This is a genomic window from Ignatzschineria sp. 22MB058224, from assembly GCF_058188435.1.
Window position 1 is genome coordinate 1,555,890 of record NZ_CP187366.1, and the last position, 21,922, is coordinate 1,577,811.

Consider the following 21,922-nt stretch of genomic DNA (forward strand, 5'->3'; position numbering starts at 1 on the left):
ATTACGCTCCTAATCCTGCTGGTTTTTTTATCAATAATTGTGCTAATCCTTCTTCTATTTCATCCATCGAACGTAATAATTCACCACTATCTGTTGTGCCTGGAACGGATACATTAAATTGTGGAAATCCATTGCCCCACTGATCGATCCCAGAGAACATCGGCGGTACTTTCACCCATTCAGGTGGATTCTTCCAATAATTAGGCCGTGCGTGAGAATAACTTGGTAAATTTAGCGCATCCTTAACAGGTCTCCACATTAGCGCATTTGTAAACGTCACAAATCCTGGATGTCCATCCAATAAATTTTCAGTTACCCCTAAGTACCAGGTTGCAATAATCGCTAAAATAAAATCCTGTTGGTCGATATCAAGATTCAAGGCATGAGGGAGAAACTCATCCATATCATTTGTTTTAGATTGCATAATGGATGCATATAATTCGTTAAGCTTGGCATCAAACTCCCTATCAATCAATTGCAATAAACGATGTGCTCGATCTGCAATAGATATATCTAAGTCCTCTTTCATTGTTAAAAATTGGCTAATATATAAAAAGCGTTTTTGGCTTTCATCCGTCAACTTAGGATTATAATCCTGAGAAAAAACAGCTGTTCCTCCTAAACTTACTATTGCCAATGTCATGGCTCCCATTTGTAAAAACTTTCGTTTGGAGCCATCTTGTAAATCAACCTTATTTCTTAACATACTGAATATCCATATTAAATTATTGAATTTAAATATGAATCTAGCATGATGACAGGAATGAGAATAATAGATTTTATCTAATAAAATTTGAGTTTAGATAGAAATACACTATAAATTTTACACAATATGATTTTTTGTTGACCAAACTATTTGAAAATAAATATTATTAATCACCTATCTTAAATGTGACTTAGAGCATTTTATAACGTTTTGAAATACTTAATGATGCTCCGCAAAAGTATTACAAGCACTCATATCACCTGTATTGAAGCCTCGCATAAACCATTTTTGACGATCTTTCGAACTCCCATGCGTGAAACTATCAGGAACAACAACACCTCGAGCTTGCTTTTGCAGACGGTCATCACCGATTGCAGCGGCAGTTTTCATGGCTTTTTCAATATCGCCAGCGTCTAAAAGATTTTGATTCTGTACCGACCGTCCCCAAATTCCGGCAAAACAATCAGCTTGAAGTTCCATTTTTACAGATAACTTATTCGCTTCCACTTTACCAACTCTTGCCTGCTGTTCACGCACTTTTGTAGAGATTCCCAATAAATTTTGAACATGATGCCCAACTTCATGTGCAATCACGTAACCTTGAGCAAAATCACCACCACCGCCGAGATTATGCTTCATATCATTATAAAAACTCAAATCAAGATACACTTTCTCATCTGCTGGGCAGTAAAAGGGCCCCATTGCAGCTTGCCCATAACCACATGCAGTGCCAGTGCTTCCACTATAAATGACTAACGTTGGTTCACGATAGCGCATCCCATTTTCCTGAAAGCGAGCTTTCCAAAGATCTTCTGTTTTAGCAAGTGCAACAGAAGTAAAATCTGCCATCTCTTGCTCTGCGGCAGTCGGGGTATAAGGTTTTCCATCGGTTGTTTGACCCATTGCCGGTAATTGACCATTCAAAATTGGGGTTAAATCAAATCCAAAATAGCCTGCGGCTAAGACAATGACTAAAATCGCTAAGCCCGATTTACCTTTTAGAGGAATGGGAATTCCACCTCGCCCACCAGAAAGCCTTCCACGACTTTTCTGACCTCGACGATCTTCAATATTTTGGCTACGACGTTCATTTTCCCAACGCATTGTAAATTCTCACTTTCATTTAATGACCATTAATGGAGCTAATTATGCCGTTTTTTGTGGTAATAAAAAAGCACCTATTTATGATAGATGCTTTTAACGATAAAAATAATTATTGGCTACTATAAATGTGAAAATCTCTTAAAAATCAATTGAGAAACCTGCACCAAGACCGAGCTTTTTCTGTGTATCATACGCCCCCTGAATTTTAAGACGCGTATCAGAATTAATCTTGAAGATTAATCCCATCGAAATAGCAGATTCCCCATCATAAGTACCGATACCCATTCCGAAAGAATGCTTTGGAGAATCAGTATACGGAATTGAACTCATTGCTATTGCGCCCGAAATACCGGCACTTGCAATCTTACGGTTTTGGTGCACTGTTTTCTCAATATGATTAAGTCGATTACCATAATGATTCAACGTATTATTAATATTAATAATCTCTCGCTGATTCGCCTTAATATCATCTTGCAGATTTTGCGTTACAGCCCAAAGCTGCCCACCATTCACGGCATCGAGAGAGCCCTCTTTAATTTCCCCATTCGCAACGCCTGTTAATTTACGGTTTGCATCAATTGTTCCATCTTTATTCAAAATCGCAATGTTCACAGTGTCTGTTTTTTGGGCAGAGGCATTATCCTTATCGACAATGATCTGATGGCCATCTACCACAAACAATCCTCCGGAAGAATGAGAACCATTGCCGGAGTTTCCACCACCATTGCTCCCATTACCTTCGCCATTTCCACCATTACTTCCACCTTCCTCAGGTTTCTGAGCAAGCGCATCTTCCACATTTTTAATCTCTCTGAAAAGGAAATCAAACGAATCTTGCAATCCACCTCGGGATTCACCGCCAATAATATAGTCGGGCGCAATCAAGATACCTTTCTCATCAAAATAGGCGCCTCCACCAAAGGCTTTCGCAATACTATTGTTTGTTACAAAATATTGAGAGCCATTAATTGCATCGGTGGAGTTTTGCGATATTTCACCGGCGCGAACACCTGTCAATTTTCGTGTTTGCGTGCTTGTAGCAATATTAAAGTTTTCAATATGATCTGCACGATTATGATCAATCACTAATTGATCTTCGACAATCGTTAATAATCCATTATCTTGTTTAACAATGGTTGCGAGCTCATTATTAATGTTATTGATTTCATTCGAATGAATATTGACTCGATTATCCAAATCATACAGCGCATCTCCAACAGTGAAGAAAGTTTTATTAGCCAAACTAAACTTAGGAGACACAAAATTACCCTTTTCATCAATTTTCGCGCCGCCGCCAAGTGCAGTTGCCATAGGGGCAAGTTGAGCAACATTCACGGCGTCATTAAATTCTATCCCGTTCGCAACGCCTGTTAAAGTCCGCAATTGTGCATTATCAGCGGCAATATTAAAACGATCAGCACTGCCTGCGAGCTCCTTATCAATCACGATCGAATTGCTTGCACTATCGAGCTTCACAATGCCGGCAGTTCCTTTTTTAAGGTTGAGGATTGCATCATGATTACTAGTAATGCGCTTGTCATGATCCGCCAATTGACCGCCCACATACTCGAAACCTTCATAAACACTCAAAACCTCGCGATCTTTAACACCTAATGCGAATGTGAAATTTACATTCTCCAATTGACCATTTTCATTAAAATTAGCAGAACCACCAAATGCTTCGGCAATCCCTTTTAAGCTTTGGCTATTTTGATTTTGAATCTTCACGATTGTCTCATAATTATTAGTTACACGATTATCGATAGTAGTGACCTTATTATTGATTGATTCAACTTCTTGGCTGTTGTTATCTGTGCGCTGATCAAGATCCGTTAACGCATCCCCAATAGTCGTAAAAGTATTATTGGAAAACTTATATTGCGGAGCGACAAAATTACCCTTTTCATCAATTTTCGCGCCGCCGCCAAGTGCAGTTGCCATAGGGGAAAGTTGAGCAACATTCACGGCGTCATTAAATTCTATCCCGTTCGCAACGCCTGTTAAAGTCCGCGATTGTGCATTATCAGCGGCAATATTAAAACGATCAGCACTGCCTGCGAGCTCCTTATCAATCACGATCGAATTGCTTGCACTATCAAGCTTCACAATGCCGGAAGTTCCTTTTTTAAGGTTGAGGATTGCATCATGATTATTAGTAATGCGCTTGTCATGATCCGCCAATTGACCGCCCACATACTCGAAACCTTCATAAACACTCAAAACCTCGCGATCTTTAACGCCTAATGCCGTTGTAAAATTCAGATCTTGTAATTGACCATTCTGGTCAAAGAAAGCTGCACCTCCGAAAGCTTCGGCAATGCCTTTTAAACTCTTTTGAGTCGTCAATTCAAGTTTCTGAATATTCTGCGAGTTTTCAGAAGTTCGATTATTAAGTTGAATAGCATCATCGCCTAACTGTTTGATATTTTCAGTGCTTGTCGCAACACGACCGTCAAGATCATACAATGCATTACCAACACTCTTATGGCTTCCTTCTTTGAAAGTATATTGTATCGATTCTAATCGCCCATTCTCATCGTAATGATGGTCTCCACCTAAAATTAACACCATATTACGAATATTATCCTGATTAATCGCAATATTCTGTTGATTAATAGTGATAGCTCCTCTATTTTTTTCGACTTGTTGGTTAATATCAAAAAGCTGACTTCCATTGACTGCATCTGTTGAATCCTTAGAAATCGAACCTTTCTCTATATTCACAAGTTTTCGCTTTAATTGAGCGTTGCCAAATGACACAACATTCTGCTGTTTAGCCTCTGAGTTATCCCCAATCGCAACACTATTATTAGATGCGTTTGATTTGCTACCAAGCGCTATTGATCCATTCCCCTTTGCAGTTGCATTTTCTCCAAGCGCTATTGATCCTTCCTCCTCTGCAGTTGCATTTGCCCCAAGTGATATAGCTCCCCGCTTACTTGCAATAGCGTCTGCACCGAAAGCTAAGGATCGATTACCACTCGCCTTAGACTGATGACCAATTGCTACTGCAAACATATTTTCATATGCTTCAGACTGATATCCAATGGCTATACCATCCCAATCACTTTGCGAAAATGCCCCGATACTAATCGAAACATTCCCTTTGGAAGATGCACTGCCACCAAGGGCTATGGTTGAATTTCCCTTACTTTTAGCATCCTTTCCTATTTCTATGGCAGTTTTAGTTTGCAAAAGAGAATTAACACCATTTATGATGCTTCTAAAATCGATAGGCTTTGCCCAATAATTATATATTGGACCACTCTCCAGAGAATTGAATTGAGGAAGCAATGGTAACTTCTTAGTCTTATTTCCCAAAGATCTGGAGCTAAAAGCAACCTGTTCATCCGAAAAAGTCCGAATATTTTTCCCAATAACAATAGGATTAGTTACATTCTCAATTTCTTCTCTTACCTGTATAAGAGACCTATCTATCTTATCTGATGATCTTTCTATTGATAGTTCTATACCTCTCACAGGAGATTGAACAAACGCTGATAAAAGCGTGATACTTAAAATCGTTTTTTGATACTTCTTTAAAAAAGTATCAATACTGAACAACCCCTTTTTAAACGTAAATCTATCCAAAATCCATTGTTGTTTCATACAGTGCCTTCTATCCTTATTTTTATTGTTAAATAAAAAATATAGGTAGAAGGCTTCTGTAATTTGTACTAACAGATAAAAAAATTATTAATAACTTTCAGGATTAAAAATAGATTTCAAGGCTTTAATTTCTGAAAAAGCCTTTCAAATACTTACTTCGCACCATAACGAGATAAGATTTCAACAATCGTTGTATAACCACTATTTTTTGCATGTGATAGTGCTGTAACACCTTTATTATCTGGAATATTAGGATCTGCACCACCTTCTAAAAGCGTTTCAATAATATCAGCATATAATTGTGAGCCATTACCTAAAATAACGGATTCTAATAATGCAGTCCAACCAAGATTGTTAATATGATTGGGATCTAAACCCGCAGCTAATAAAATTTTAACAGTTTCTAAATGTCCCTTTTCTGCCGCTGGAATAATAGTTGTACCGCCATAACGATTGGTATCTTTAAGATTTGCGCCATGAGCTAACGTCATTTTTAAAATTTCATTATATCCTTGAGCTCCCGCCAATAAATATGGTGTATCTTGGATATTATCTTTCGCGTTCACATTGGCCCCAGCCTCAATTAATCGTTTAGCAATCTCTGGATTATTTTTTTGTGTTGCAATCATTAATGCTGTTCTTGCTTTAGCATCTCTGACCTCGAGATCCACTTTTTTTTCTATAAGTTCCGAAACTTTTTGAAGATCTCCTTTGACGACCGCTTCATGTAACGATTCTCTATTATCAGCAAAACTCATCATTCCCCCTAAAATTAATATGGTAGTACTTACTAATGCTAAATTTTTAACGAAATTTTTTAATTGAACTACTTTCATTGAAATTCCTCCATCTAATGACTCTTTCTCTCAACATATCATTCAAAAGATAAAATTGAGTCAAGAAATCGAATAAAAAAATTTGCTGCATGCAACATGCATATAATCGAAGAAATGCTCGTTTTATATCTTTTAATTAAAAAAATATCTCTTCAATCCGCTGTTCATCGCTACCTTTTTAAACGCCTTTCTTTTATGATGGAGAAAGTAAAAGGAAATTTTTACAATCCATTCTAGTTTATCTGTCATAAGTATAGATATATAAAGAACTAAAATAATAATTCATTAAAGGAGATAAAAGATGAGCGACAAAATTATTGTCACAAATCCTGCAACAGGTGACGTTATTACAACCATTAATGCAGATAATGCAGAAAGCGTTAATACAAAAATTAAGGCCGGTTTTGAAGCATTTAAAACATTTTCTAAAACAACCGCTTATGAGCGAGCTGCTCTACTGAATCGTTGGGCTGAATTAATTCTCGAGCACAAAGAAGAGCTTGCTGAGATCATGACCAAAGAAAATGGTAAACCGTTAGCAGAATCACGTGGTGAGGCTGTCTATACCGCTAGTTATTTAACATGGTTTGCAGAGGAAGCGAAGCGCCTTTACGGACGGACAATTCCTGCGGGAACCAATAGTAAGCGCCTAATGGTCACCCGTCAAGGAATCGGCTTAGTCGCCGCAATTACCCCTTGGAATTTCCCTGCTGCAATGATGACACGTAAAGCAGGCCCTGCATTAGCTGCTGGCTGTACATTTATTGTAAAACCCGCAGAAGATACACCCTTAACGATGATTCGTCTTGTAGAACTCGCTCATGAAGCAGGGATTCCCAAGGATGTTGTGCAAATTGTCAATGGTAAAGGGTCTGAAATTGGTCCACTTTTCACTAGCAGTCCATATGTTCGCAAGATTACTTTTACAGGCTCTACACCCGTTGGAAAGCTCTTAATTCAGCAAAGTGCTGAAACCGTTAAAGGCGTATCGATGGAACTCGGTGGCCATGCGCCTTTTATTGTTTGTGAAGATGCTGATATTGACTATGCAGTCACTCAAGCACTTGCTTCAAAATTCCGTAATGCTGGACAAACCTGTGTCTGTGCTAACCGTTTCCTCGTACATGAATCCGTCATTGCAGAATTTAGTGAAAAATTTGCAGCCGCAGCAAAAGCGCTCAAAGTCGGTAATGGAATGGAAGCTGGCGTTGAAGTTGGACCTGTAATTAATAAGAAAGGTTTCGACAAGATCGTTGCACAAATTGAAGATGCAAAAGCAAAAGGAGCAACCGTTTTAGCAGGTGGTACAACCCATAGCGACGAAAAAGGTTTTTATTTTGTAAACCCTACCGTGCTTGGTAATGTCACGCTCGATATGGATATTATGCAAGAAGAGACTTTTGGGCCTGTGGCACCGATTGTTCCTTTCAAAACAGTTGAAGAAGCAGTTGAAATTGCAAATAGTACGCCTTTTGGATTGGCAGCATATTTCTTCACGAATAATTATAAAACAGGTATTTTCTTCCAAGAAAATCTCGATTTTGGAATTCTTGGTTGGAATGATGGTTTACCAAGTACCGCACAAGCACCATTTGGTGGTATGAAAGAGAGCGGTATCGGTAGCGAAGGTGGAACTGAGGGGATCGAACCATATCTTGAGACTAAGTATCTCTCTATTGGAAATATTTAAACCATTTTTATCTCCATTGATTATACAAAAAGCGGTTCACTTCAAATGTGAACCGCTTTTTATCCCTTAATCGTATTTAAGACTCTTCAGCAAGTATCAAACTTTCCATAATAGGTACGCTCTTTTTAAATCCTCCCGTTAAGAAACAGAGATAAACAACTCCTACTCCAAACCAAATAGAACCAAGTAGCAGTGAATAACTATCAAGATTCATAAATAGCCAGATATCTAAAAGAGCACCGATTAAAGGAATTAAACATAGGGCTATAAAATGACGAATCCCTTGTTTTTTCTCTTTAAAATAGAGAAAAAGAACCGCGATATTCACCATAATAAATGCAATAAATGCACCAAAATTAATAAATGACGCAATAAGTCCCAAACTTAACACAATCGCCAATAATGAGATAATACCAATTAAAAAAATATTAAATACTGGCGTTTTATATTTCGGGTGTAGATGCCCAAAAAAACGCTTAGGCAACTGTCCATCTCGTCCCATTGCGAAGAGAATTCGTGCACCACTTGCCTGAGCTGATATAGCGGATCCCAAAATACTTAATGCAAATATTGTTAAAAATGTCGCATGCAAGACGCTTCCACCCACTAATCGAATCACATCTGCCGCTGCTGAATCGAGATCTGTAAAGAGTGTATAATCTGGCCATGCTTGATGAGCCACATAAGAGACAATAATAAATAGAGTGCCTCCTATTAAAGTTGCCATAAAAATGGCCCGAGGAATAATCTTTTGAGGGTTTTTCACCTCTTCAGAAAAGGTTGTAACAGCATCGAACCCTAAAAATGAAAAACAGAGTAACGATGCTCCTGCAATAATATATTTCCAAGGATTTTCTTCATCAAAGTGAATAATGGGTTCTAAAGAAAGAAGCGTTTGACCAGTCTGTCCTCCGACAATTGTATAAAGTGCTAATAAAGAAAAGATGATCGCAAATAGAATCGATGCCAGCACAATGACTAAATTTACCGTTAATGCAAGTTTTATCCCAATGAGATTAATACCAGTGACGAGCACAATAAGCACCACAATAAAAAGCCACTGAGGCACCATAGGAAAAGCATCATGGAAAAATATACCAAATAGCATAAAATTAACCATTGGGATAAAAAGGTAATCCATCATAATAGCCCATCCTACAAGAAATCCTGAGCTTGGATTAATTGCTCGTTGAACATAACTATAAGCTGAACCCGCGACAGGATATCGCCTCGCCATGACACCATAACTGTAAGCAGTAAATAACATCACAATTAATGCAACAATATACGCGCCCGTTATCATTCCCACTGAAAGCTCTGAAGCAATTCCAAATGTGCTAAAAACGGTTGTCAGTGCCATAAAAGCTAATCCAAAAAGTACCACAGACCAAAGCGATAAGGTCCGTGGTAAATACTCTTGCGCCGGTAGTATATTTCCTTTTTTTGTCATATTAAAATCCTCCAGGTTGTTATCTTGATGATATTTTTATTGTTATAACGCTTTATCATCAAAATATTTATAAACAGTTAAAAGAGCTTAAGTTCGATAATCCATAAAGTTAATAGCCTCATACATTTCAGGGCGTCGATCTCTAAAAATACCCCAATGTTGCCTTTTAAGTGCGATTTTTGCCAAATCAAAACTTGCCATAGCGATGCCTTCAGAATCCCGATCTAACTCCTCAATACGCATGCCTTCCTCATTGCCAATAAAACTCGAGCCATAAAAAGTCATAGAAGAGTTTTCATTAGCTTCAATCTCGGTACCGATTCTATTTGCCGCTAATACCGGCATAATATTAGCCGCTGCATGTCCAAGCATGACATTTTGCCAATGGTTTTTAGAATCATGTGCTAGAACAGGCTCATTGCCGATAGCTGTTGGATACAATAAAATCTCTGCTCCCATCAATGCAAGTGAACGGGCAGTTTCAGGAAACCATTGATCCCAACAAATACCAACACCAATATTGCCAAATCCTGTTTTAAAGACTTTAAAGCCCGTATCCCCTGGTGAAAAATAGAATTTTTCCTGATAACAATGACCATCTGGAATATGTGTTTTACGGTAAAGGTCAACAATCGAACCATCATTGTTAATGACCACAAGCGAGTTAAAAAAGACATTACCCGCTTTTTCAAAAAAGCTAATAGGTATTACGACATTTAATTCTGCTGCAACCAACTGAAATTGTCTGATATAACTACTATCTTCAACATCTTGCGCTAATGCAAAATAATCATAGTTTTGTACCTGCATAAAATAGGGTGATTGAAAAAACTCCGGTAGGAGAATAATATTCGCTCCTTGTGAAGCAGCTGCTCGTACAAAGTTTTCTGCTTTTACAATATTCTCTTCAATATCCCAACTCATCTGCATTTGAACCACTGCAACTTTAACGTTCATAACGCCTCCTTATAGTATTGTTATTATTACGTTGTATATGATACATAAGCTTAAAATAGCTAATTTAACGCCTTTTATAAGGGCAAAAAAAACTAGCAAAAAATTTTGCTAGTTTTCTCCTCTATTATCGAATCGCAAAAGCGATTCTATGTTAGAAAAAAATTTTCATTATTGTGGAAACCAACCTGGCGATTCAGGATTTAAACGCACGTTAATCTGTTTCACTTCTTGGAACTCGTCTAAACCGTATGTTCCTAAGCTATGACCAATCCCACTCTGTTTATATCCTCCCCAAGGTGCCTCATTAAATGTTGGGTGATAATCATTAATCCAAGTAATACCTGAGCGTAGCTTCTTAATCACGCGCATTGCTCGAGAACCATCTTTCGAGAATACCGCACCTGCAAGACCATAATTTGTAGAGTTTGCAAGTTCAATTGCTTCCTCTTCGGTCTTAAACTTCTGCACAACCACAACAGGCCCGAAGATCTCTTCTTGTACGATTCGCATATCATTTTTCACATCAACAAAGATTGTCGGTGCAATAAAGAAGCCTTTTCCAAGCTCACCATCTGTCACGCGCTTACCACCTGTTAATATGCGTGCGCCCTCTTTTTTACCGATTTCGATATATTCAAGTACACGATTCATCTGCTGTTCACTGACAAGTGGCCCCATATTAGAAGTTGGATCAAGTCCAGGACCGACTTTAATCTTCTCTGCTTTTTGTGCAAGAAGCTTAATATAATCATCATAGATCGACTCTTCTACTAGAATTCGACTTCCTGCTGAACAGACTTGCCCTGTACCGTAGAAGATGCCAAAAAGGCCATAATCTACGGCTAAATCTAGATCTGTATCCGCAAAAATGATATTAGGTGATTTTCCACCAAGCTCAAGCGAGATACGTTTTAAATTCCCTGTTGCTGCTTGCATGATCTTCTTACCGACACCAGTACTGCCCGTAAAGGAGACAATATCAACCTCATGGCTTTCGGCGATTGTTTGTCCAACCACTGCGCCTTCACCCATTACAAGATTTGCAACACCTTTCGGCAAATCCTCAATTTCATCAAAAATTTGGAAAAGTACCATCGATGATAATGGTGTAATCTCAGCAGGTTTAAATACAAATGTATTTCCCGCAGCTAATGCCGGCGCAATTTTCCAAACACTCATTAAAAGTGGATAATTCCAAGGAACAATCAATCCTGCGACGCCGATTGGCTCACGCACGATCATTGATTGATAATCACTCGAGGCATTAATAACTTCCCCTTGGGGTCCTTGAATTAATCCTGCATAGTAGCGGAATGCTGCCGCAGCATCACCTACATCGCCTTGCGCTTCCGCGAGCACTTTTCCATTATCAAGTGAATCGAGCTTCGCAAGTTCATCTGCTCTCTCATCGATTTTATCAGCAATCTGATAGAGAACCGATGCACGCTCTTTAGGTGATTTATCAGACCATACACCACTTTCAAAAACACGACGTGCAACCGCAATCGCTTCTTCAGTTTGTTCTTTTGAAGAGTGATAACCTTTTCCAATCACATCTTGCGTTGCGGGATCAATCACAACATTCTCAACTTTTGAATCAGGATTTACCCACTGACCATCAATATAATTCTTTAACTTTCGTACCATATAAACTCCTTTAAAGCGCTAAATACGAGAGGGCTAAAGCTTAACTGATTTAACCTCTCTCTATTCATTATTATTTTTATAGACTCTCTAACACTTCTTTAAACGATTTAATAACATAGTCTACTTCTTCATAGGTAATCGTTAATGGTGGTTCAATACGAATTGTTTTCGAATTGATTAATGTTCCTGCCACAACGATTCCTCGTTGGAAGATTCCTTTTGATGCTTCATAACCGATCTCATCTTTATGAAATTCGATACCAATCATCAAGCCTTGCCCCCGAATTTCCATCACCTTATCTTCATGACCTTTTGCCACCTCTTTCAAGCCTTTTAAGAAATACTCACCCACTTCTGCTGCTCGTTGTGGAAGTTTTTCTTCTAAAAGTACATCAATCGTTGCAAGTGCTGCCGCACAGGCTAATGGATTACCTCCAAAAGTCGTTGTGTGCATAAATGGGTTTTCAAACATTGGCTCAAATATTTTTTCTGAAGCGATTACGGCACCAATTGGCATAACGCCACCACCAAATGCTTTTGCAAGACACATAATATCAGGTGTTACACCATCAAGTTCACATGCGAACATTGCACCTGCACGTCCCATACCTGTTTGAACTTCATCAAAAATTAAGATTGCACCATACTCATCACAAAGCTCACGAACCTGTTTGAGATAACCTTTTGGTGGAATAATAATCCCACCTTCACCTTGAATCGGCTCCAAAATAACCACTGCAACATTCTCTTGCACCGCTGCACACGCTTCAAATGTTTTACGCATCATCTCTATGTCACCATAGATCACATGTCTAAAACCAGGGGAAAGTGGCATAAATGGCTTACGGAATGCTCCACGCGCTGTTCCTGATAAGGATCCTAAACTCTTACCATGGAATGCGCCAACGGTTGAGATAAAAGTTGTACCCCCACCATTTTTATACGCATAAAGTTTTGCAATTTTTAATGCCGCTTCCACACTCTCAGTACCAGAGTTTGTGAAGAAAGAATATTTAAGGTCACCTGGCGCAATTGCTGCAAGTGCTTTAGCGAGCATTGCACGAAGCGGATCGAGTAGATCTTGGCTATGAAGTGCTTGATGTTTTAATTGATCTGTTACAGCTTTTACCACTTTAGGATGCCGGTGACCAACATTATAAATACCGTATCCACCTAAGCAATCGATATAGGTATTGCCATTTACATCAGTAAAAGTATTACCCCCATCAGACCATTCGACTGCCGCAAAACCTTTATCTTCTGTAACAGTTTTACGATACTCCAAGAACCCAGGATTCACATTCTCTCTAAAGCCTTCGAGTGTCTCTTTTGTAACCCAAGCTGCATCATCTTTGGTGAGTGAATCTTTCGCAATAAATCCTAAAACCTTCTCAATATATGCCTTCACTTCCGCATTATGACTCATAGTTGTCTCCTCATTTCCTTAAAATAAAATATTCAAAATATATTGTCGTTATTAACGTTATTGTTATTATTCTGCTGCTTTTCAGCAGTTCCTATGCTGAAGCAATGACTCCCGCTCCAACACAAAAATCGTAAATTTACATCTCAATCTAAAATTCTTCTTGTTATGTATTTCGCACGTGTTCAGAAGTTAGTGCAGGATTAGCATCGATTAAGACAGAACCTGAATCGGGATAATGAACTTCTTCAGGTTCATTCTTAGGGACTCTCGCAATCTTAAAGCCAGTATATCCATAGATAATCGCCACAATAGGGCTAATAAAACCAATAAAGACATAGGGTGCATACTCTATCGTTGCAACGCCCAATGTGGTTGCCATAAATGCCCCACAAGTATTCCACGGCACTAGCGATGATGTCATTGTTCCCGCATCTTCTACCGTTCTTGAGAGGTTTTTTAACTCTAAACCTTGATCTTGGTACGCTTGCACATACATTCTTCCCGGCAGGAGAATCGAAAGATACTGATCGCAAGCAATCACATTGGCGGTAATTGATGATATAACCGTCGTAGTAATCAAACTCCCTGTCGAACGAGCAAAGCGTAATAAGCGATTAACGATGGTCTCTAATGCGCCCGTTAGCTCCAAAATTCCGCCTAAACTCATCGCAAGCATGACTAAACTTACTGTTGGCATCATTGCTTCCATCCCCCCATTATTAAGGAGATAGTCGATCATTTCGTTACCTGTTTTCTTCTCAAAGCCTACCACCATCATATTGAGGATTGAGCTCATACTCTCGCCTTGAACGGTTAACGCGACCAAAGCACCAAGAACCGATCCAATAATCAATCCCGGAATTGCTGGGACTTTAAACATAATCAATCCCAGTACAAATACCGGCACTAAAATTAGCCAAGGAGTAATTGTAAAAATACCTTTTAATTGCACCTGTAATTCTGTGATTTGCGATACATTCCCAACATCTGCTTTAAAAAATATTCCTAAAATAAAGAAGAGGAAAATGGTTAAGAGCCACGATGGAATAGTGGTATATAGCATGTAACGAATATGTTCAAATAAATTAACCCCGATAATGCCTGGTGCCATATTGGTCGTTTCAGACAGTGGGGAGATTTTATCACCAAAATACGCGCCCGAAATAACGGCCCCAGCCACCATTGCAGGATTATAACCCAGTACAATTCCCACACCCATTACCGCGATTCCGATAGTTCCTGCTGCCGTCCACGCATTACCTGCTGTCAAAGCAACAAGGCTCGTAATCACTACCGCAAGTGGTAAAAACCACTCTGGCGAAAGAATATTGAGACCGTAATAGATCATTGTCGGTACGATACCGCTTGCAAGCCAAGTCGCGATCAATGTCCCTAAAATAATTAGGATCAATAATGCCTGAACAGAAAGCGCAACACCCGCCGTAATTCCCTTCTCTATCTCAATCCATGTATAACCAAGATAAAGCGCAACACCGCCAGCAACGACTGCACTCATCAAAATAGGGATATGGGGCTCGGCCCCGAACCAAAATATTCCAAAAAATAGAAATATCACCATGCAAATGATGGGAATTAAAGCAATTTTTAAGCTCGGCAATGGTTTGTCTCGTTTAATAAAGACTTCATCATTGCGCAACTCACCATTATCGCAACAGCTCATGCGCATCCTCCTCTGGTTATTCCGTTATTTTTATCGTTCTGTTTGCTACGTTGTTATATTTTTTTATTTGTAGCATTTGTGGTTTTACCGCCCCTTTATTGTTTGTAATGATTTTCTCCATATCTTTTTCGGGGGAGTGAATTCAGTATATTCACAGCCTAATTTTTAAAGCAAGGTAAGAATTTTGTATCTTTTTTATCTCTCTATTTGTACTTCTATCAGGAGGTACATCGTTTCCCTCTCGATGTTTAGCGATTTCTAATTACTTTGTCGTTCACTCTTTTTTAAGATCCCCTCTTTAAGTTTTGATCATTAATTATACAAAATTAAGGAACTACATTAGGGTTGAAAATAACTTTTTTACCCTAATTTTTTCATAAAAATAGATATTTTCGTTTGTTCATTAAACTTATTTATAACTTCTATTTTCTAAAAGTAATCATTAGTTAAAAAACAAAACCAATTTTTTGATTAGTACACCATTATTGATTTTCTTCGCAATATTTATAAAACATGGCAAAATTAGGTGAACTACTTATTTAATTCAAGAGCAACAATATTCTTGTGGAAACTTTAAAGAATCGTCCGATTACGAAATTGAAAGGCGTAGGCCCGAAGATGGCGGAGACCTTAGAGAAAATTGGGATTAAGAACTATCTTGATCTCCTTTTCCATTTGCCTTTTCGTTATCAGGATAGGACACGCATCACACCAATTGCGGCGCTTCAACCTTCTCAGATTGCGATTATTGAAGGAGAAATCTTTAAAAAAGAGATGACTAAAGGTCGTAAACCGACGTTAGTTGTTTGGTTAAAAGATGATTCTGGCGTGATTGCGGTACGATTTTTTAACTTCTATACCAATATGATTAAGCGCTTCGATGCGCTGAAAACACTTCGTTGCTATGGAGAGGTGCGCTATGGCTTAAATCGTCTTGAAATGAGTCATCCGGAGGTTCTTAATTTTGCTGATCAACATGCCGAGCTTGAAGAACGAATGACTCCCATCTATTCGCTCACTGCCGGCATTACCCAGCGCCAAATGCAAGGATTTATCGACAATCTCCTCAACGAGTTAAAAGATGAATATTTCCCTGCCTATTTAGAAGATCCTTCTGTCAATCTTAAAGATGCTCTCTACTTTCTGCATAAGCCACCGACAGATGTCAATATTGAACGCCTTGAACAGAAGCATTATCCCGTACAAGAAACGCTCGCCCTCGAAGAAATCGTCGCACACCAATTAGCGCTTAAACTCTCTCGAGCACGTTTTAAAACAGAACATGCTCAGCCCATTCATCTTGACCCTAGGGCTATTACCAAATTTCGCGAAAGCCTTCCTTTTACACTCACTAATGCCCAAAATCGCGTGATTAGCGAGATTGAAAACGATCTTCAATCACAATCACCCATGATGCGTTTGGTGCAGGGAGATGTCGGATCGGGAAAGACTGTGGTAGCAGCAGCAGCGCTGATTCATGCAGCAAAAGCAGGTTTCCAGGCAGTATTCATGGCCCCGACCGAACTTCTTGCAGAGCAACATGCGATTAATCTCCAACGCTGGTTTGAACCACTCGGAATCCGTTCACTACTCTTAACCGGCAAACTTACCGAAAAGCAGAAACGCGAAGCACAAGCGAAGATACGCACCGGCGAGGTCTCTATTATTATTGGTACTCATGCCGTATTTCAAGAAAGCGTTGAATACCAATCACTCAATTTAGTCATTATTGATGAGCAGCACCGTTTTGGCGTTGAACAGCGCCTAACACTCCAAAAGAAAGCGCCGGCAGGTTTTACACCACATCAACTGATGATGACCGCAACCCCCATTCCTCGCACACTTGCAATGACACTCTATGCTGATCTATCGAGTTCCGTGATTGATGAATATCCTCCCAATCGTATTCCAATCACGACAACAGTAGTCAGTGATAAAAACCGTGATAAAGTGATTGAACGGATTAATCTCCAATGCCAAGAAGGCACCCAAGTCTATTGGGTTTGTACTCTGATTGAGGAATCGGAAGTTGTGCCGGCAAAAGCGGCAGAAATTACCTATGAAGATCTCTGTAAGCGTCTGCCCCATTTACGTATTGGGCTGATTCATGGGCGACTAAAAGCAGCCGAAAAAGAGGCCATTATGGCGGAATTTAAAGCGCATAATCTCGATATATTAGTCGCGACAACGGTGATTGAAGTCGGCGTTGATGTTCCCAACGCTTCCATCATGATTATTGAAAATGCCGAGCGTCTTGGCTTATCACAATTACATCAATTGCGCGGACGTGTTGGACGGGGATCAAAAGCTTCTTTCTGCCTCTTAATATACTCACCGCCCCTTTCTCATATGACGCGCGAGCGCTTGGAGATTATGCAAGCGACTAATAATGGTTTTGAAATTGCAGAGAAAGATTTTGAACTGCGGGGTGCTGGTGATATTTTTGGTACGCGCCAAACCGGTGAATTCCGCTTTAGAATGGCAGATCTATTTCATCATCAACACCTTATTGAACGCGCGACTGACATCGCTAATAAAACCATCGAAAATCCGGAATTGAGCCAGAAAATTATTGATCGGTGGATCGGCGAGAGTGAAGAATTTGTGTGGTCTTAATCCTAGTAGCAAGTCATTACTACTAGCCTTTTCGCCAAGGCAATTTGGGTGCCAATAACCAATTAAATGGCGGAATACTCGCAAGCCCGGCAGCCGTTAAGATTGTTAAAAACGTAAGAAAAAAGGCCGTTGAGAGATTAAGGACTAACGCATTTTGTTGCAAAAAATAGAGTGCAATCACGCATAAAATGGGGTGAATAAGATAGATCCCTAAAGATCTCGGTGCGATTGTGCCAAAGAAATCGATATAACGCACAAAATAGACCGCAAACGCACCGTAAAGCGCATTAAGAAACATAAAGATCAGATAGGTCGCGCCGGCATCAAGGAGCGATGTGTTATAGAGTGCCATTAGATCCTGCTCAAGCGGCAACTGTGTAAACACAACAATCGTGATCCCGATTGCAATCGCGAAGATCATCATCGGTAATAACGGATTTTTCGCGCGCCATTTTTGGATTTGCGTAGCAGTTAAGTGATGCCCCACAAAAAAGACTGGGAAATAACCCAAGATCAGCGCAAAACTGGTATAAGGTTGCAGCCAATAAAGCCCAATAAAACCGATGAATAGCAAGATTAAAAAAGTGATAAAGGGATGACCAATGATCTCAGCATGTTTTGAGCTTATCCATTGCCAGATCGGCGTTGCCAAAATAAACCACACACCATCGAGCGGAAATCGGAAAAAATTCGCCCATGAAAAATCCCCACGAATCAGGACAGGAATGGTATTGATGAGCTGGAAAGCAGTACAGGTAATAATCGCTGGCAAAAACGCTTGATAAATCGCCTTACGATTCATCCCTTGCGAGAGAACGCCAGCGATAAAGACAAACATCGGGATTAAGGTTGTATTAAAGGCAAATAAAACGCCACTTACACCTTCCCCTTTTGTGATAAGGTTTTCTAAATAGAAGGTGAGCACCATCAAGCTACTTAAAATAAAGCGCAATGTTTGCCAAAAAGGTTTTGAGCTATCCGCCTTGGTCATCATCTTTCCCTTTATAAGTGATCGTCTAAAAATATTTAAAGGATAAACCATCATTATAACGACAATTGCCGGCGAAAGCAGGAATCACACCTCAAACATTATCCCTTTACTCTCAAGGGGAGAATATCGTCTATAATCATCTTTGTGTAGGCTTCTTTTACCGCGCGATTATAGCGCAAGCGCATCACCGGTTTTTCTGTTATTTCTCGATATTGCTCGTAACTACTACTTTTACGGAGATCATCTTCCCCAATTTGGGACTCATCCACTTTACTCGGATTGAAATTATCCACCACAAATTGTAATTGATCGGGTTGGACTGCCCATTTTTTAGCGAAATTCTCGACTAAATGCTCAATTGTATTGTTGATCATCTCATTCAGGAGTTCATTAATATTTTTTCCACGATAGAGCTCGGGTGATTGCTGAATATTGTGCCAGAGCTGTTCCATAAGATCTGCGAGCTTGCCATTTTCAATTCGTAAGCGCGCGATATAATCATCGATCTCTTGTGACTTCACACGACTATTAAATTGCTGTGCCGGCTCATGATTCTCTTGCGGTACAAAGCGTTGAATCAGTGACAAAATATAGTGGTAATTGATCTCATCGCGATGGTGCGTTTGTAGGTCATATTCAATATCGAGCGGCTCAATTTCGGGATCTTCGACAATATTCTCACGCAATTCCTCGAGAACGTTCTGATATTTTCCATGATACTCTTCCATTTCACTGTCGATAATCCCAAAATCATCAGCTAAACTCTCTGGCTTAAATTCATAATAGGTTTTTATCGCACTCAATGCTTTATCGAGCTCTTGAAACGCTTTTGCAAATTTTCGTTTTTCCTCAATCAAGAGTTCATCAACAACTGCCGGCGTTGGTACGATGTTTTTAAGTGCGGCAAAAGCTTCGGCCAAATTCTTCTTTGCCTCTTCAAAACTTGGTGCAAGCAGATAATTCTCACCGCCATTTGAATATAAAACGAGTGCTTCATTCACTGCTTGTCGGAATATTTCCGGCATTTGACACGTGACAATCTGCCCAAACTTTTTCCCTTGATCATAGAGCCGATTAGTACGAGAAAAGGCTTGAATAATATTCGGTGCGCTCATCGGCGGGCGATCGATAAAGAGTGTTGAAATGGCCGGTGCATCGAATCCTGTTAATAAGCGGTCTACAACAATGATAATATCAATCTGCTCATTTCGATGCTGATAGCGTTCCTGTTTGCGTGCAAGGCGTAAGTTCACATTTTGGTTGTACGCGCGAATCGTTTCTAGCGTGTAACTGGTGCCATACATCGCATTATAGTCAGCAATTGAGGCGGCCATCTTTTCCTGATTATCAATAGAGCTCTCCTCATTTTCCGAGATAGAGTACGTAATTGCCACTTTAGGAAAATCGGGTAAAACTGCTTTGGTTCGCTCGCTAATTTTCACCGTTTCATTACCGGCAATCACGCTTTGAAAAAGTGCATAATAATCTTGAGCGGCAGCAATACTAGAAACGGTTAAGATCGCACCATAGGCTTTCCCGATACCATTTTCGGTAGTGAATCCGAGCTTACTACGCGATTGATTTACAATTGAATCGATCACTTTTAAGCGATGCTCTTTCTCTTCGTAAAGTGCTTTAGGAATTAATCGCTCTTTCTCGACTTTTGAAAGTAATTTGAGCTGTTTAGTCGGATGATAATGCTTCACGATATCATCGATCATATCCTCTTTAAATGGATTTTTATATTCAATCTGAAATCCAAGAACCGCGCCATCATTAATCGCTTCTTTTACGGTATATTGATGCAGACACGAGCGATCACTATCGGCTTCTATGGGTCTGTTTTGTGCGCTGCTGTAAAGCATTGCGGTGGTGGTTTTCTTATTCAGTTCCCCAAAAATGGGCGTGCCGGTAAAGCCATACCAAAGTGCATAACGGAAAATTCTATCGAGTTCATGTTTCTTTTGCGGTGTAACCGCTCGATGACACTCATCCACAATAAAAGCCACTTTTAGTGCTTTAATTTTGGCATAACGCTTGGCACTACGTTCACTTATCGCTTCTTCATCCATTCTTTTCATCAGATGATTGAGCTTTTGAATCGTCGTCACAATCACGGTTCGATCATCGCTTGCAAGACGATTGACTAGGTCATTGACATTATCTGTTTCATCGATCGAAATGGGGTCAAACTCAGCATAAGAGGCGAAAGAACTCGTTGTTTGCTGATCTAAATCGACACGATCCACGATAAAGATCGTTTTATCAATCGCCGGTATTTGAAGCAGATTACAAGCAACCTTATAAGATGTTAAGGTCTTTCCGGAGCCGGTTGTATGCCAAACATAGCCCGATTCTTGCAATCTTGAAGCATCTTTTACTGCTTCGATGGCGTGAATTTGATAAGGGCGGAGCAAAATTAATGCCTCCTTATCACGATCGGTAATGGAATATTGGGTCACCATTCTATGTGCTTGCGGAATAGATAACACCTCTTTCGCAAAATCGAGATAATCTGTCACAGGTTGGTTATTGGCATCGACCCATTTACTTAAAAATTTCTCATTAAGATATTTATAATTACTCGAAGCAATGTAGCGGGTATCTGTGCCGTTACTCACCACAAACATCTGGACACTCGAAAAGATCCCTTTAAATTTCTCCTCTTTAAGATACTTTTTAATCTGCCGAAAGCTATCCATATAGGGATGCTGACGATTTTTAAGTTCCACATGAATCATCGGCAATCCATTGATGAGCAGTGAAACATCAAAACGGCGCTCCCGACTCGCTTCTTGCCGGCTCGTATATTGATTAATCACTTCATAAACAGTCGTGCCGCCGGCGATATCCGCACGATTAATAACATTCAGGCGGATAGTGCCGAGCGTTGCATCTTCCCGTTGAACTTGAACTTTTGCAACACCATTTTCCCCCGAAAGCCATATCGCCGCTTCGTAAAAGTTGGGGAATGTGAGCTGTGCTTTAATCTGGTTAAACTCTTGCTCGGTCAGATTCTGACCATCGAGAACCGCACGATTATTACGCTCTAAAATCGTTTTAAAGTTTTCCCAAAGATCTTTTTCGGTCCGCAGATCTTCACGGTAAATCCATTGTGATTCGCCGGAGATCAATTGATTGATGAGATTCTCTTCAAGCTTTGCTTCTTTTGTAAATTTAACCATTATTTTTTCTTCGCTGGCAACGCA

13 protein-coding genes are annotated in these 21,922 nt (G+C 39.7%); 2 read left to right on the top strand and 11 right to left on the bottom strand.

The annotated features are described in order from the left end of the window. Position 1: 1 nt before the first annotated feature. The 4 genes from ACPF7B_RS06840 to ACPF7B_RS06855 form a co-directional block, all read right to left on the bottom strand. On the bottom strand, positions 2-706 hold the full coding sequence (locus ACPF7B_RS06840; RefSeq protein ID WP_490505076.1) for a sugar dehydrogenase complex small subunit: 705 nt from the start codon (positions 704-706) through the stop codon (positions 2-4). 219 nt (positions 707-925) lie between these two features. Further along, complete coding sequence (gene ypfJ, locus ACPF7B_RS06845) at positions 926-1,810, bottom strand: KPN_02809 family neutral zinc metallopeptidase (RefSeq protein ID WP_490505077.1); 885 nt, start codon at positions 1,808-1,810, stop codon at positions 926-928. A 138-nt stretch (positions 1,811-1,948) separates the two neighbouring features. Further along, positions 1,949-5,419, bottom strand: coding sequence for a YadA-like family protein (locus tag ACPF7B_RS06850; RefSeq protein ID WP_490505078.1), 3,471 nt, complete (start codon positions 5,417-5,419; stop codon positions 1,949-1,951). A 152-nt stretch (positions 5,420-5,571) separates the two neighbouring features. Beyond that, the gene (locus ACPF7B_RS06855) at positions 5,572-6,255 is read right to left on the bottom strand and encodes an ankyrin repeat domain-containing protein (protein WP_490505079.1); all 684 of its coding nucleotides are present in this window, start codon (positions 6,253-6,255) and stop codon (positions 5,572-5,574) included. A gap of 301 nt (positions 6,256-6,556) precedes the next feature. Between ACPF7B_RS06855 and ACPF7B_RS06860 the strand changes: the two genes are divergently transcribed. Next, positions 6,557-7,945 carry an NAD-dependent succinate-semialdehyde dehydrogenase gene (locus ACPF7B_RS06860; RefSeq protein ID WP_490505080.1) on the top strand — a complete coding sequence of 463 codons (1,389 nt, stop codon included), beginning with the start codon at positions 6,557-6,559 and terminating at the stop codon, positions 7,943-7,945. 76 nt (positions 7,946-8,021) lie between these two features. Here the strand turns inward: ACPF7B_RS06860 and ACPF7B_RS06865 are convergent, their stop codons facing one another. The 5 genes from ACPF7B_RS06865 to nhaC form a co-directional block, all read right to left on the bottom strand. Continuing rightward, on the bottom strand, positions 8,022-9,395 hold the full coding sequence (locus ACPF7B_RS06865) for an APC family permease (RefSeq protein WP_490505081.1): 1,374 nt from the start codon (positions 9,393-9,395) through the stop codon (positions 8,022-8,024). Between the two features lie 87 nt (positions 9,396-9,482). After that, positions 9,483-10,352, bottom strand: coding sequence for an N-carbamoylputrescine amidase (gene aguB / locus ACPF7B_RS06870; RefSeq protein WP_490505082.1), 870 nt, complete (start codon positions 10,350-10,352; stop codon positions 9,483-9,485). Positions 10,353-10,520: 168 nt separating this feature from the next. After that, positions 10,521-11,999 (bottom strand): aldehyde dehydrogenase family protein, encoded by a 1,479-nt coding sequence (locus ACPF7B_RS06875; RefSeq protein WP_490505083.1) that lies wholly within the window; start codon positions 11,997-11,999, stop codon positions 10,521-10,523. 76 nt (positions 12,000-12,075) lie between these two features. Beyond that, the gene (locus ACPF7B_RS06880; RefSeq protein WP_490505084.1) at positions 12,076-13,425 is read right to left on the bottom strand and encodes a putrescine aminotransferase; all 1,350 of its coding nucleotides are present in this window, start codon (positions 13,423-13,425) and stop codon (positions 12,076-12,078) included. Positions 13,426-13,588: 163 nt separating this feature from the next. Beyond that, complete coding sequence (gene nhaC / locus ACPF7B_RS06885) at positions 13,589-15,106, bottom strand: Na+/H+ antiporter NhaC (protein ID WP_490505085.1); 1,518 nt, start codon at positions 15,104-15,106, stop codon at positions 13,589-13,591. A gap of 564 nt (positions 15,107-15,670) precedes the next feature. Between nhaC and recG the strand changes: the two genes are divergently transcribed. Beyond that, positions 15,671-17,722, top strand: coding sequence for an ATP-dependent DNA helicase RecG (recG, locus tag ACPF7B_RS06890; protein ID WP_490505086.1), 2,052 nt, complete (start codon positions 15,671-15,673; stop codon positions 17,720-17,722). A gap of 22 nt (positions 17,723-17,744) precedes the next feature. Here the strand turns inward: recG and ACPF7B_RS06895 are convergent, their stop codons facing one another. Together ACPF7B_RS06895 and ACPF7B_RS06900 are read right to left on the bottom strand one after the other, a co-directional pair. Next, positions 17,745-18,716, bottom strand: coding sequence for a hypothetical protein (locus ACPF7B_RS06895; protein ID WP_490505087.1), 972 nt, complete (start codon positions 18,714-18,716; stop codon positions 17,745-17,747). A gap of 95 nt (positions 18,717-18,811) precedes the next feature. Further along, positions 18,812-21,898, bottom strand: a complete 3,087-nt coding sequence (locus tag ACPF7B_RS06900) for a type I restriction endonuclease subunit R (RefSeq protein WP_490505088.1) — start codon at positions 21,896-21,898, stop codon at positions 18,812-18,814. Between the last annotated feature and the right edge of the window lie 24 nt (positions 21,899-21,922).